The organism is Streptomyces sp. NPDC086549 (genome assembly GCF_044746205.1).
Classification (GTDB): Bacteria; Actinomycetota; Actinomycetes; order Streptomycetales; family Streptomycetaceae; genus Streptomyces.
Genome location: NZ_JBIVBS010000014.1, coordinates 107,612 through 120,686, shown reverse-complemented (window position 1 = coordinate 120,686; position 13,075 = coordinate 107,612). Strand labels below are relative to the sequence as shown.

12 protein-coding genes and 1 pseudogene are annotated in these 13,075 nt (G+C 68.6%); 8 read left to right on the top strand and 5 right to left on the bottom strand.

The genetic code is table 11. The features are described 5' to 3' along the window. Positions 1–12 precede the first annotated feature (12 nt). Positions 13–468: a tyrosine-type recombinase/integrase gene (locus tag ACIPSA_RS35705; protein WP_402642707.1), complete on the top strand. Its 456-nt coding sequence runs from the start codon at positions 13–15 to the stop codon at positions 466–468. Next, positions 465–2,090, top strand: a complete 1,626-nt coding sequence (locus tag ACIPSA_RS35700; RefSeq protein ID WP_402642359.1) for a hypothetical protein — start codon at positions 465–467, stop codon at positions 2,088–2,090. Before ACIPSA_RS35705 ends, ACIPSA_RS35700 begins: the two co-directional genes overlap by 4 nt. Here ACIPSA_RS35700 and ACIPSA_RS35695 read toward each other — a convergent pair. Then, positions 1,978–2,562, bottom strand: a pseudogene (locus ACIPSA_RS35695) (ISAzo13 family transposase); the annotation flags it as partial. The gene ACIPSA_RS35700 and the pseudogene ACIPSA_RS35695 overlap by 113 nt on opposite strands. Positions 2,563–2,668: 106 nt before the next feature. Here ACIPSA_RS35695 and ACIPSA_RS35690 point away from each other — a divergent pair. Next, positions 2,669–3,178 (top strand): hypothetical protein, encoded by a 510-nt coding sequence (locus ACIPSA_RS35690; protein WP_402642356.1) that lies wholly within the window; start codon positions 2,669–2,671, stop codon positions 3,176–3,178. Between the two features lie 42 nt (positions 3,179–3,220). Here the strand turns inward: ACIPSA_RS35690 and ACIPSA_RS35685 are convergent, their stop codons facing one another. Then, positions 3,221–3,919, bottom strand: a complete 699-nt coding sequence (locus tag ACIPSA_RS35685) for a response regulator (protein WP_402642354.1) — start codon at positions 3,917–3,919, stop codon at positions 3,221–3,223. After that, positions 3,916–5,181: a sensor histidine kinase gene (locus ACIPSA_RS35680; protein ID WP_402642351.1), complete on the bottom strand. Its 1,266-nt coding sequence runs from the start codon at positions 5,179–5,181 to the stop codon at positions 3,916–3,918. Before ACIPSA_RS35680 ends, ACIPSA_RS35685 begins: the two co-directional genes overlap by 4 nt. A 132-nt stretch (positions 5,182–5,313) precedes the next feature. Between ACIPSA_RS35680 and ACIPSA_RS35675 the strand changes: the two genes are divergently transcribed. From ACIPSA_RS35675 to ACIPSA_RS35655, 5 genes are all read left to right on the top strand, one after another. Beyond that, the gene (locus ACIPSA_RS35675; RefSeq protein ID WP_402642349.1) at positions 5,314–5,880 is read left to right on the top strand and encodes a class I SAM-dependent methyltransferase; all 567 of its coding nucleotides are present in this window, start codon (positions 5,314–5,316) and stop codon (positions 5,878–5,880) included. A gap of 276 nt (positions 5,881–6,156) precedes the next feature. Then, complete coding sequence (locus tag ACIPSA_RS35670) at positions 6,157–7,374, top strand: DUF4158 domain-containing protein (protein WP_402642346.1); 1,218 nt, start codon at positions 6,157–6,159, stop codon at positions 7,372–7,374. A 263-nt stretch (positions 7,375–7,637) separates the two neighbouring features. Further along, positions 7,638–8,204, top strand: coding sequence for a dihydrofolate reductase family protein (locus tag ACIPSA_RS35665; protein WP_402642344.1), 567 nt, complete (start codon positions 7,638–7,640; stop codon positions 8,202–8,204). Positions 8,205–8,947: 743 nt separating this feature from the next. Then, positions 8,948–10,024 (top strand): RHS repeat-associated core domain-containing protein, encoded by a 1,077-nt coding sequence (locus ACIPSA_RS35660; RefSeq protein ID WP_402642341.1) that lies wholly within the window; start codon positions 8,948–8,950, stop codon positions 10,022–10,024. Next, positions 10,021–10,542: a hypothetical protein gene (locus tag ACIPSA_RS35655; RefSeq protein ID WP_402642339.1), complete on the top strand. Its 522-nt coding sequence runs from the start codon at positions 10,021–10,023 to the stop codon at positions 10,540–10,542. The genes ACIPSA_RS35660 and ACIPSA_RS35655 overlap by 4 nt, the downstream gene beginning before the upstream one ends. 228 nt (positions 10,543–10,770) lie before the next feature. Here ACIPSA_RS35655 and ACIPSA_RS35650 read toward each other — a convergent pair whose 3' ends face one another. Together ACIPSA_RS35650 and ACIPSA_RS35645 are read right to left on the bottom strand one after the other, a co-directional pair. Continuing rightward, a complete protein-coding gene (locus ACIPSA_RS35650; protein WP_402642336.1) occupies positions 10,771–10,956 on the bottom strand; it encodes a KOW motif-containing protein in 186 nt (61 codons plus the stop codon). Between the two features lie 436 nt (positions 10,957–11,392). Continuing rightward, positions 11,393–12,898 (bottom strand): VCBS repeat-containing protein, encoded by a 1,506-nt coding sequence (locus ACIPSA_RS35645; protein ID WP_402642333.1) that lies wholly within the window; start codon positions 12,896–12,898, stop codon positions 11,393–11,395. Between the last annotated feature and the right edge of the window lie 177 nt (positions 12,899–13,075).

Genomic DNA, 13,075 nt, shown 5'->3' with positions numbered 1-13,075 from the left:
AAACTATGTTCGATCACGACGAAGAACCGGCCCGAACGTGTGGGGCCGTATTCCGCCCCGACGGGGGTGCTGCTGACTCAGTACCTCGTGCATTGCGCAACGATCAGTCGGGCCCGTGGGCCGCTGTTCCAGTCGGAGTCCCGGCGCAATCACGGCCAGACGTTGAGCCTGTGGACGTGGTCAAAGGTGGTCAGGCGTCTCGCGCTGGCGGCCGGTGTCGAGCGGTTTCCTACCCATACGATCCGCCATCTGTGCCTGACCGACTTGGCGCGCATGGGCTGGGAGTTGCACGCCATCGCGACGTTCGCCGGCCATCGTCACACCGACACGACCTTGCAGTACATCCATCTCTCCGGCCGTGATCTCGTTGAGAAGCTGAAGAGCGGGATGGATCACCTTCACTCCTGGCGGGTCCAGATGCTCGCCGAAGCCGACATGGCGCAGGCCGCGATAGGAGGAGCGCGATGACGACCGCTTCCCTGCCTGAGGAAACGAACGAGCGCTGGCACTCCTCGCTCGGCCTGAGCCGCGGTGACCGCTCGCCCGCGCTGTCGGTGGAAGAGCAGCTTGCCATCCGTGAGCTGGGCTTGCGGAACCTGCGCCGACTGCGCCATCACGACCCCGATGCCTCTCAGTGGGCTGCCATCAACCGTCTCGTACAGCCTCCGCAGGAGGTCAACGCCAGCTTCGACACGACGCCCACCATGCGCATGCAGCGCGCCATGAGCGACGCCGTCGCCGTTCTCATTCTGCGGTGCGCGGATGTAGGCCGCGTGTACTGGGACTGGACCGCCCAGGAGTGGCTGGACCTTCTCGGGCGCAACCACCAGGCATTCCGGGAGCAGGTGTCCGACTGGGCCGAGGGTGCGGTGCGGCCGTTCCTGTGCGGGCACGCCTACCACCTGGGCGGCTTTGCCGGCTTCAACCGGCTGGGCCACTTCAACCGCCTGACGCTGGCCTGCCGCGTCTTCGGGCAGCAACTGGTCGAAGAGGAGATCCGGCGGGTTCGTACTGTGCTGACCGGCTGGGGCCACCAGTATGGGCAGGGGCACGACAAAGGCGTGCCCTCGGTGATGAGCCGGCTCTTCCTGCTCAACCGCAGCCCCCACAGCAGCGATCTCACCACTGCGTTCTTCGACCGTGTAGGGAGGGAGGATCTCCTCGCCTTCGGCGGTACGAAAGTCCTGTTCGCGGTGCAGCGGGCCGTTGCCGAACTCGGCTTCTGCGAGGCACCGGCGTTGCGCTCCACATCGGAAGTAGTCGGCCACGCCGGGGTCTCGCCGGTGTGGGCCGAGTGGGTGGAGCGGTGGACGTCCACGACGGCCTTGACGCACCGGCACCGTCTGCACAGCCGGGCCGCGCTGCTGAAGGCCGGCCGGTGGATCGCTGCGGAACAGCCGGGTGCCGATGATCCCGCCGCCTGGACCCGGCAGACGTGCGCGGCCTGGATCGCGGCCGTCGACCGCATGAAGGTCGGCGACTATGTGCTGCGCGCCAGCAGTCTCCAAGGGCGGGTCGGCCAGCCGATCCAGGCCGGATCGAAGGCCGACCTCGTGCGCGCAGTCAGGGTCTTCTTCAGGGACATCCAGGAATGGGAGTGGCTGCCCCGCAGGTTCGATCCCCAACGTGCTCTCGGCCTGCCGCACAGCATCAACGCGCTGATCGGCCCGCGCCCCCGCGTGATCGCTGACGATATCTGGGCCAAGCTGCTGTGGGCCGGGCTCAACCTGGAGGCAGGCGACATCCCGCGCGGCAAAGCCGGCCTCGTCTATCCCGTGGAACTGGTCCGAGCCATCACATCGACCTGGCTGTTTGCCGGTCAGCGCAGCAACGAGATCGCGTGCCTGCGCCTCGGATGCATCCGGTGGCAGCACAAGGGCACTCCTGTCGCCGGCGACTCGACTCAGATTCTCGCCCGGGACGCCGTCTGCCTGCTGGACTTCCCCGCAGACAAGACCGGCACAGCGTTCGCCAAACCGGCCGCCACTGGCGGCCCGCGTTCTTGTAGTCGCCGACGAGCTCCTTCGTCTTCGCGTTCACGCCGATCACCGGCTGACCGGTATCCATGTGCTGCCTGGCCCGCTCGTTGACGCAGCGGAACTGGGCGTCACGGTCCGGATGCTGCTTGCCCTCGATGGTCTTGGCGCCGGCCTGCAGACTGAAGCCTTCCTCACGCAGCACATCCCCGACCGTGTCCGCGCTCACCCTGTGCCCCTGGCGGGTGAGTTCGACCGCGAGGCTCCTGGTCGACTTCACCGTCCAGCGCAGCGGCGACATCGGATCGCCCCGCTCATCAGGTTCCACCAGCGCAAGCAGCACAGGCCGCAAACCACGGCCAAGGACCACGGCTCTCTTGCGGCCACCACCGGGCCTGCGTACCCGGCCCAGAGGCTCTTCGCCGGCTTCCAGCTCGTCCACGCCCTTACGGACCGTCGTCTCGCTGACCCCGGCCGCGTGCGCGACCGCCCGGATCCCACCATGCCCCAGGATCCGGGCCTCGGCCCTCTTCAGCAACCGCCGCTGCCGCTCGTCAAGATGAGGGAACAACACCCAGAACTTCACAGCGAGTTGACCACGAACTTCAACGGAGACGCTCACATCACAACAACGAGCCGAATCACGGGAAGCAACACGTTGATTCTCTGCGAGTCCTAAGCCAGCAGGATCGGTGACAGCGTTCTTACCGGCACCCCAGCTTGAGGCGGACGTTCTCCGGCTGGTCGTCGGGGCCACCGAGAGCGGCGTTCGTGCCTTCGGCGAGGAGACGGTCACTCGTCTGGTGCGGCCGGAGCTGCTCTGCGGTGTGGCCGAGGACGAACTCACCGAAACGGCCCGGGCGGCACTGGCCACCGCCTGCGCGAACGTACTGACGATCAGCGCCGCCGAGCTGCACGACGCGCTTGCGACGATCCATGACGGCATCCTGGTCGATAACGGTCTGGACCCCGGAGTCCTCACCGCCATCAGCGCGTTGGCGCACTGGAAGAGCTACCTGGAGCAGAACCGGCGCGGCGAGGTCTACGAACTCGCCATCCGTTCCATCGAGGACATCGACCACGAGGTCTCCGCCGACCTCGACGACATCCTCGCCACACCGCAGACGGCCGCCGAGTACGAGCGCATCCGTCGGCCGCTGGATGCCGGCGCGGGGCAGGAACGCGGGACCCACCGCAGCTAGTCCACGGCGATGCGGGCAGCCTGGCGCTGCGCCCGTCGCTGTTCAGTCCCCGGCCCGTATCAGCCCGCTCTCGTAGGCGAAGATCACCGCGTGGATACGGTCGCGGAGGCCGAGTTTGGTCAGGATGCGGCCGAGGTGGGTCTTGACGGTCGTCTCTCCGACGAAAAGGCGCTCGGCGATCTCGCCGTTGGCCAGCCCCCGGGCGACCAGGGTGAGGACTTCCCGTTCCCGGTCGGTGAGCGCGGCCAGGCGGCTGCGCTGGGCGGGCACGGACGCGGGGGCTTGCAGGACGAAGCGTTCGACCAGGCGCCGGGTGAGTGAGGGCGCCACCATGACCTCGCCCCGCAGCGCCGCGCGGACGGTGACCAGGATCTCCTCGGCGGGGGCGTCCTTGACGAGGAAGCCGTTCGCGCCGGCACGCAGGGCAGCGTAGGCGTACTCGTCGAGGTCGAAGGTGGTGACGACGAGGATCCGGGGTCCATGCGGCTGCGAGCAGAGGTGTTCGGTCGCGGCGAGCCCGTCCAGACCGGGCATGCGTACGTCCATCAGAACGAGGTCCGGCCCCAGGGCGGCCACGCCTCTGATCGCCGCGTGCCCGTCGGCGGCCTCGCCCACCACGTTGAGGTCGGGCTGGCTGTCGATGACCATGCGCAGTCCCATCCGGATCAGCTCCTGGTCGTCGCAGATCAGCACGCGGGACGATGACGGGGTGGGAGCCGAGGTGGGGGCCGGGCCGGTCATGGGGCCGCCGTGGTGGGCTCGGCTTCGGGGCGCAGGGTGGCGGTGACCCGGTAGCCGCCGTCGGGTGTGGGTCCGGCGTCGACGCTCCCTCCGTACAGGGCGGTGCGTTCGCGCATGCCGGTGAGTCCGTGACCGGAGAGGAGCGGCGGGGTGAGGTGCTCCGAGGCTGCTCCCCTTCCGGCTCCGGCCGAGTTCTCCACCCGGACGCGGACCTGCCGCCCCGGCCCCTGAGTACCGGTGTCGACCCGTACGTGGATCGTGGCGTCCGGCGGTGCGTGCTTGACGACGTTGGTGAGCGCCTCCTGCACGATGCGGTACGTCTGCGCGGTGAGGTCCGCCGGAAGGCCGCCACGCTCTCCGCGAAGGTCCAGCCGGGCGCGCGTGCCACTCGTGTTGAGGCGGCCGACCAGCCGCCGGAGATCAGCCGAGAGGGACTCGCCGGTCCCACCGCTGTCGGGGCCGGGGTCGCCGGCTGGGGCGTCCGTGTCGGGGGTGCGCAGTACCTCCAGCAGCCGGCGCAGTTCGTCCAGGGCCTCACGGCCGGTCGCGCTGATGACGCCGAGGGTGCGGTCGACGACCGTGGGGTCGGCGTGCCGCATCAGCCTGCCACCCTCGGCGTTCAGCACCATCACGCTCACACTGTGCGCGAGGACGTCGTGGATCTCGCGGGCGATGCGGGCCCGTTCTTCGGCGACGGCGACCCGGGCCAGGGCGAGGCGTTCCGACTCGGCGAGCGCGGCCCTGCGTTCGAACTCGGCGATATAGGCGCGCCGGGCACGGACGTATTCGCCGAACACCCAGGCCCCGGCCAGCAGGAGCCCCACCGCCAGCGGCGTGAGCCAGGCACCGCGGGCGCCCGGGCCCCCGTAGTCCCGCTGCCAGTCGGGAATCCACAGCACGACGCAGCCGACGGCACAGAGCACCGTCGCCGCGGCGGCGAGGCGCAGGCCGCGTACCGTGAGGGTGGCCAGGGCCGCGGCCAGGGCGACGGCGCCGCGTCCCGGTTCCTGTCCCCACACCTGTCCGAGGTACTGCGCCCAGAACGCGGCCGTCACCAGGGCCGCGACGAGGACCGGCCGCCGGCGGCGCCACAGCAGGGGCAGCACCAGGGCGGCGTACACGACCGCCTGTACCCAGACGGGCCGCCAGCCCGGCTGCGGACGGATCACCGGGGGCACGGCCACCAGTACGAGCAGCAGGACGTCCGCCAGCCACGGATGTTCGCGCCGCAGGCGGGGCAGGGTCTCGATCAGCCGTTGCACCGCCTCACGCTACGGCCGGGACCCGCTCCCCGGCATCGTCCTGCCGGGCGTCACGGGGTCCTCCCGCAGTCGTACGGACACCGGCCGGGGATACGACGTGCGGCCACCCAGGGCGCTTCCACCATGGCCGCCATGTCGATCACCACCGAGTTCCTCAGACGGCCCCTCATGACCGGAGCCGTGGCGGCCAGTTCACGACGACTGGCATACGCGATGACCGAGGGCATCGGCCTGGAACGGGCCCGGCTCGTCGCCGAACTCGGCCCGGGGACCGGAGTGTTCACCGACGCGATCCTCGCCCGGCTCGCACCCGACGCACGGCTCGTCTCCGTCGAGCTCAACCCCGTGCTCGCCGCCCGGCTGTCGGCCACCCGGCGCGACAGCCGGCTGACCGTGGTCCAGGGTTCAGCAGTTGGGCTGGCCGCCGCGGTGGGCGAACCGGTCGACGCGGTGGTCTCCGGGTTGCCGTGGACGGTCATGCCGCAGGACCAGCGCGGACACATCCTGGACGCCGTGACCGAAGTCCTCACACCCGGCGGCCGGTTCACCACCTTCGCCTATCTGCACGCGGCCTGGACCCCACCCGCCCGCCACTTCACCGCCGAACTGGCCAGCCGCTTCGACCGGCTGGAACGCTCAAAGGCGGTGTGGGCGAACCTCCCGCCCGCCTTGGTACACCGAGCCACCGGGAGGACATGACCGCGAGCAGGCCCGCGAGAGCGAGGACCAGCGCCAGGGGGCGAGACCATCCGTACGGGGACGGCGCGGAGGCTGCCGGTCCAACGCGCCGGCCGGGGCTCCCTGGCAGTTCGCGCACCCGAGACGAGGAGAGCTCTGCGGCGCAGAAGCCGGTTCTTCTATAAGCTCGGGCCGCCCCGCCAGGGCACATTGCCGATACCCGTGCCCGCCGTACGGCGGCGCCTCTACCGTCCAGCCCGAACACTGGTCACGAGGGCGTGCGGAAGGGGCCGGGCAGTGGGGCGGGATCTGGGGCTGGACGGCGTGGTGGACCACTTCACCCTGTCCGGCGACGAGGCGGGCTGGTTACGGAACAAGACCGGTGCCACGAGGCTGGGCTTCGCCGTTCAGCTCAAGTTCCTGACCTGGCGCGGCCGGTTTCCCCGGATGCGCCTGGAGCTGCCGCCCGACGCGGTCGAGCACGTCGCCAAGCAGGTCGGCGTCGCCGCGTCCGAACTGGCCTTCTACGACTTCAGCTCCCGCGCTGCGAAGCGGCACCGCAGCGAGCTGCGGGATCTGACCGGCTGGCACGAGTGCACCAAGACCGACCTGGTCAAGCTCGTCTCGCAGCTGGTGGACGTGATCTGGCACGACGAACGCCGCGAGGAGCAAGTGCGCGCCGAGCTGCTGAGGCAGATGCGCGAGGATCTGATCGAGCCGCCGACCGCGGCCCAGAACGACACGGTCATCCGTTCCGCGCTGCACCAGGCCGACGCACGCGCCGTCGCCGAGGTCACCGCCCGCCTGGCACGGGCAAAGAACTGCACCCGTCGCCTGGACGCGCTGGTCTTCGCCGACCTGACCGCCGACGGCCCCGCCCAGGGTGAGGCGAACGCGGAGGACGAAGACGATGTGGAATCGGTGACCGAGGCGTTCGTCGCCGAGTTCACCAAGATCCGCGGCAAGCCCGGACTCCTCGGGAAGATCGCCGCTGCCTCCCTCAGCGCCCCCGAAGGGTCGGTGCGCGAGGTGGTCTATCCTGCGGCCGGCGAGGAGAAGACGCTCAAGGACTTGGTCGCCGAGATGAAGGCGACGAACGCCGCCTTCGCCCGCTCCAAGCGAGAGGCGTTCAAGTCCTCCTACAGAAGCGTGCGTCTTCCAGGCCCTGCGCGACCGGCTGCGCCGCAAGCTGGCAGCGCCTATCACCTGGTCTTGTTCGGTCCCGCGAGGCTACTGCTGATGGGCGGCTGGTCGCACGGGAGTGAGTTTGCTCCACCGCTCCAGTTCGTCCGCGTGGCTGCCGACTGCCGTCGCATGGGCGACCGCTGCGGCTCCCTTCGGTGTCGACTCACCACGGCGGGAGAGCAACGCCAGCGGCCAGGCCGCAGTGCCCGACTGCTCACCGTCGAAGGGGTGCCAGTCCCAGGTCGCAACCGTCAGGAACAGAGCGCTGTGGGCTGTGCCGACGGTGGCGGCGGCCAGGGCGGCGCCGCCCAGCGCGCCGATCGAGTGTAGGGTCTCGCCGCTCGTGACATGTCGATCTTGCGTGACCTGGGCGTTCTTGGCTGTCTCACGGCCTTGTCACCCATGATCAGTCTCAAATCCGTGGCATTCTTCGCGAGGGCGAGGTCGAGATCAGGCGGCTTGCCCGTGTCGGCCCAGTACACCACGCTGAGCCCCGAGCACGAGGACTACCGACGAGCCCAGATCGCGCACCGATGAGTTTCCCGCGCCGCACTGGTCTATACGCCGGACACCCACGGACGGAAGGCTGGGCCATGCGGAAACTGATCTACGACATGAACCTGACCCTGGACGGCTACATCGCCGCGGCCGGCGACGACATCGGCTGGAGCGGACCGCCGAGCCACGAGCTGTTCCAGTGGTGGCTCGACCACGAGCAGGCGAGTGGCCTGTCGCTGTATGGGCGCAAGCTATGGGAGACGATGAGCTCCTACTGGCCGACCGGCGACCAGCAGCCCAACGCTACCCCGGCGGAGATCGAGTTCGCGCGGAACTGGCGGGACACCCCGAAGGTGGTGTTCTCCTCGACGATCGACAAGGTCGACTGGAACACCCGCCTGGTCACCGGCGACGCGATCGCCGAGATCACCCGGCTCAAGGCCGAGGACGGCGGCCCAATGAACATCGGCGGCGCAACGCTCGCCGGGGCGGCCATGCGCGCCGGGCTGATCGACGAGTACGCGATCGCCGCCCATCCGGTCCTGGTGGGCGGCGGCACGCCGTTCTTCACCGCGCTGGACAGCTGGGTGAACCTGAACCTGGTGGAGACGCGGACGTTTCCCGGCGGCGTGGTCCTGACCAGGTACGAGACGAGGCGCTGAGCAGCTTCCCGCTGTCTCACGGCTTGGATGGGTGTTTCCTCTCACCGTCGCGGCGATCTCCCCCACCGCACACTCCCAAGCCCACGAGCGATGCCCTGTGAGCCCACGGTGGCAGCGGGCTTCTACCAGGGCACCAGCATCAGAGCCCAATCACCCATACGAGTGGGGGGCTTGACCTGCCAGTCTCAGATTCGTGTCAGATATGCCATCGCTTGGCCATCGCTCGTGAGATTTGGCCACGAAATCTGAGACCCTACACACCTGTAGGTTCTCAATCTCCGTGTCATGACGCATCGCGCTGACCAGCGGGTCTCTGACCTGTCCCAGCGCATGTCTGTATGCCCGCGTCTCAGCTCCGCGGCATTTCTTCAGTAGCGCCATCAGCAATCGCCGGCCATGCCAGCTCACGCTGTGTCACCGCTCGCTCGATGCGACTGACGATGCCCCTTTGGGACGCTCTCGACGACGGCCGAACGCTGGTTCAGCCGACGCCGACATCTCGAACGATGGCGGGTCATCAAGTGCATCCGCAATCAAGATGAACGCTCGGGGGCCGCTCGGCTCGCTCTCGTGACACGCGCCGAACGTTCCGACCTTGCGCTATGAGGTGGTTGCGCGGGCGGCAAGGAAGGGCGACGGGCCGGAGCCCGAAAGAGGGCGTGGCCACGGAAGGCGGTGGTACGCCCCCGCAGGCAGAACAGCGGGGGCACACCACCTGTGCGGGTGCCGAGGGGGCCGGGCCGGTGTCACCGAGTGATGGCACCCGCAGTCTCGTCAGCCGCGGTAGCCGCCGCCGTGCCGGCGACGCAGCCGGCCGCCTCACCCGGGCGGACGACACCGACCCGAACGGGGCCTGCACCCGCCGCGACTACACCTTCGACAACAACACCAACCGCACCGCCACCAGCGAAGTCGGCGCGGCCTGCACGTCGACCGGTGCCACCACCACGTCGTACACCTACGACAGCGCAGACCGGCTGACCACCAGCGGCACGGTGTACGACGCATTCGGCCGCACCACGACCCAGGCGTCCGGTGCGACGATCGGCTACTACGCCAACGACCTCGTCCGCCAGCAGACCTCCGGCACCAGCCGGCAGACCTGGAACCCGGACGCGACCAGCCGCCTCGCCGCCTGGACCACCGAAACCAACAGCAGCGGCACCTGGACCCAGACCGCAGCCAAGACCAACCACTACGGCTCCGACAGCGACAGCCCCGACTGGATCCAGGGGACCAGCAGCACCATCACCCGCAACGTCCAGGGCATCAGCGGCGACCTCGACGCCGTCACCAGCGCCACGGGCAGCACCGTCCTCCAGCTCACCGACATCCACGGCGACGTGAGCGTGCAGCTGCCCCTGGACACCAGCCAGGCGCCGATCGCACTCGCCCATGACGAGTACGCCAACGCAGAAGGCGACACCTCCTCCGTCCGCTACGGCTGGCTCGGCGGCAAGCAGCGTTCCAGCGAGACGGTCACCGGAGCCACCCTCATGGGTGTGCGCCTCTACGGCCGCGCCACGGGACGCTTCCTGTCCGTCGACCCCGTACCCGGCGGCAGCGCCAACGCGTACGAATGCTGCGGAGGCGACCCCCTCAACCGCTACGACCTGGACGGGCGATTCTGGCGCGGCCTGTGGCATGGTGCCCGGAGAGTACATCGCTGGGCAGTCAGGCATCGGTCGGGTATTTCCAGCTTCGCGGGCTATGCGCACGGATTACCCCACAACGTCGGGTGGAGAACTGCATCGGGGCGTACACTTCGAGGACATCACGCGGCCTGGAGTGCCGCATGGCAATGGATCGGCGATCGATGACCATCCCCAACCTGGGCCCCCTGGAGTTTGTCTCAGGCGAGTGGATCGTCGGTGACTCGACCGCCCCCAAGAGCAAGTATTTCAAGCTCGATCGGCAAGGACTCAGCTACTGGGTCCAGGGGGTGCGGGCCGAGACGATCCCGTGGTCGCGGTTCATGAACCTCGACCTTTCGATCCAGGCCAGCCAGCTGGGAAACTCCAGAACACTCGCACGGATCACGGATCTGGTTCTCTCCCTCACGGGGAGCTCCCGTCACGGTGGAGGAGGGGCGTACTTCACTGCGACACTGCGAAGTCCCTATGAGGACTGGAATGCGCATTTCACACGCGCCGCCACAAAATACGACAGCCGTGAAATCCGTCTGGCCGAAGCGTTTTTCGCGCAAGTGGTGAAGTGCGGACGCGCAGAAAAACTCGGAGACGCTCAATGGGTTGCCGCAGCGGTTGAAAGGATTGCAGGCATCACAGCCAAATCTCGAAACGTCGATGGCGCCGTGGAGGATATCGCAAGCAGCTAGGCCCGACGCGCGACGGCCTGCCGGTTCACTGGGCAAGCCGCCCTCCTTTTCGGCGAATTATGACGAGCACGTGGACTCGCTGCCGTGAGGGTGGCCAACTCCTCAAGACCGCTGAACTGGGTACTAAAGTCGTTTTCAGTATCACGCGAAGGCCGCTCCGTCGTCGGAGGAATCCCCGTACGAGTGATCGGAGCGGCTGGCTGTTCGAGGCGGACGTGACAGACGAGTTCAGTCGGTCCTCACAACATCCGACAGGGGTACGTCGATAGTGCTCACGTCACCCAGGATGTCGACGGTCAGCTGCACGCGTCCACGACCGAGGTCGACGGAGCCGACAGGGCCCCTGAAGTCTGCGAACGGCCCGCCAGTGACCCGCACAACGTCACCTATCCGAACCTTCGCCTCATCCGGCATGTCCACTCCCTCCAGGCGCCATCGACACCAGCTGCCACTACCTGCGGACAACGCCGGCGAGGTAGAACCTAGCCACATCTCGGTTCCCATCGCGCTGTCCGCCCACCTGCAGCCGGCAATTAAGCAGGCCGAGGTTAAGGAACAAGGTAAGTGCCTGTGTCACATCCTCTTTCCGCAGGTCATAGGGGATGGGAGGGAAGGGCGATCGTAAATGAGAGATCATCAGGCGGCTGCCGCGGCGGAGGCCAGGACGGTCTCGTTTTGGCGGTCTCGGCGGGTGCGGCGGCGGGTCATGAGGGTATGACGGCCCAGTGGATGTGTGGTTCGGCGTGGGTCATGAGGCGTTCACAGTCCCGCGCGTTGCGGCGGGCTCGTCATGCGGCTGTCCCATGATGTGTGGGTAGAGGCTTGCGCTCGTACGGGGACGTGGTCGCCGTCAGTCGGCCACCGAGGCTCCGAACAGGGACCCGGTCGCGGGCAGGCCCACGGTGGACGGGCCGAACGAGAAGGAACCGCTCGCGGTGATGCCGCTGGATGTGGCCGAGAAGACCCACGCGGCACCGTTGTTCGCGTTCTCCGCCCAGTCGCCGACGAGCAGGCCGTCCTTCTTGTCGCCGTTGGCGTCGATGAGGGCGGTCTCGCTGCCGAAACGGTCCAGCTTCTCGGCGGTGCCGGGCACCCCGGCGGTGTTCTGGCTGAACGACTTGATGCCGGTGGTGGTCAGACCGTTCGCGCTGCCGCGCAGCACGAGCACGGTGCCGGCGTCGGTGAGGCCGTCGAAGTCCTCGCCGGGCAGGCCGGTCACCACGTCGGGGTAGCCGTCGCCGTTGGTGTCGCCGATCGACAGGCCCGAGCCCATGCCGTCACGCCACTCCCCCACGCCGGGTACGCCCGCGGTGTCCTGGTTGATCCACACCGGCTTGCGGGTGGTGGACACGCCGTTCGGACCGCCGTGGACGACGGCGATCGCACCGCCCTTGACCGGGAGGCCGACGTCGTAGTCGGTGCCGTCGACGGAGTGACCGACGACGATCTCGGCACGACCGTCCTTGTCGAGGTCGCCCATCTCGACGTCCTCACCGCGGATGAGCCGGCCCTGGGCGTCCTTGAGGAGGCCCTTGTACGTGAACCCGGAAGGACCGCCCACCAGCAGGGCGACCCCACCGGTACCGATCTCGCCGTCCTGCTGCCTGGCGCTGACGGCCAGATCGGCAATGCCGTCGCCGGTCACGTCACCGGCTGCCATCGCGATGGCGTACCACTCCTCCCCGGGGACGAGGGTGAACCGGGTCGTCCTCGCGCTGCCGCCGTCCCGCTGGAATGGTCCGTGCAGCACCGAGCCGTCGCCCGGCGTGTTCTCGTCGCCGTAGTCGTCGCCCGACACCGCCACGTCCGGGTTCTTGTCCCCGTCGACGTCGGCGACCACGAAGGAGCCTCGGGAGTTCGCCGGCACGTTCCTCAGCAGGATCGGCGTGGCGGACAGCCCCTTGGGGCCGCCCCAGTTGACGGCCAGGAAACGTCCGTCGTAGCCGCTGATCGGCGACATGTCCACGAGCGACAGCAGGTCGGCGTAGCCGTCCCGGTCGAGGTCGCCGCTCTGCAGGTCGCTGCCAAAGCGCGTCTGTGGCTGCGTCGTCGACCTGCTCGACCAGGTCAGCACCTGCTTGCGCGAGGTCGACAGCCCGCTGGACGAGCCGTACAGCACGCCGACGGCCCCCGCCTTCGCCTGCCCGTTCAACATGGTGCCCGGCGCGCCGATCGCCAGGTCGGGGTAGCCGTCGCCGTTGAAGTCGTCCTGCAGGCGCTTGGTGCTGGGCGTGGTGGCGGTCGTCGCGGCCGCGGCGGCGTTGACGACGGGAGCCAGCACGGCACCGCTGACCAGGGCGATACCGGTGGCAAGGACGAGCCGTCTGCGGCGCTGGGGAAGGGAACGGGAAGCCATCGTTGTCCTGACGTAGGCGGAGAAGAAGGCGCGTAGGGGGCGGGATCAGCACGGGAACGCGTGGCCGAGCCAGGCGCCGCTCACGACCGCGCCGAGAGTGTGGGCATCACCGGCGCACGCAACCTCACGCCGCCCAGTACGACTCACCGGAGAGACGATTGGTTGTGCTGGGGTACG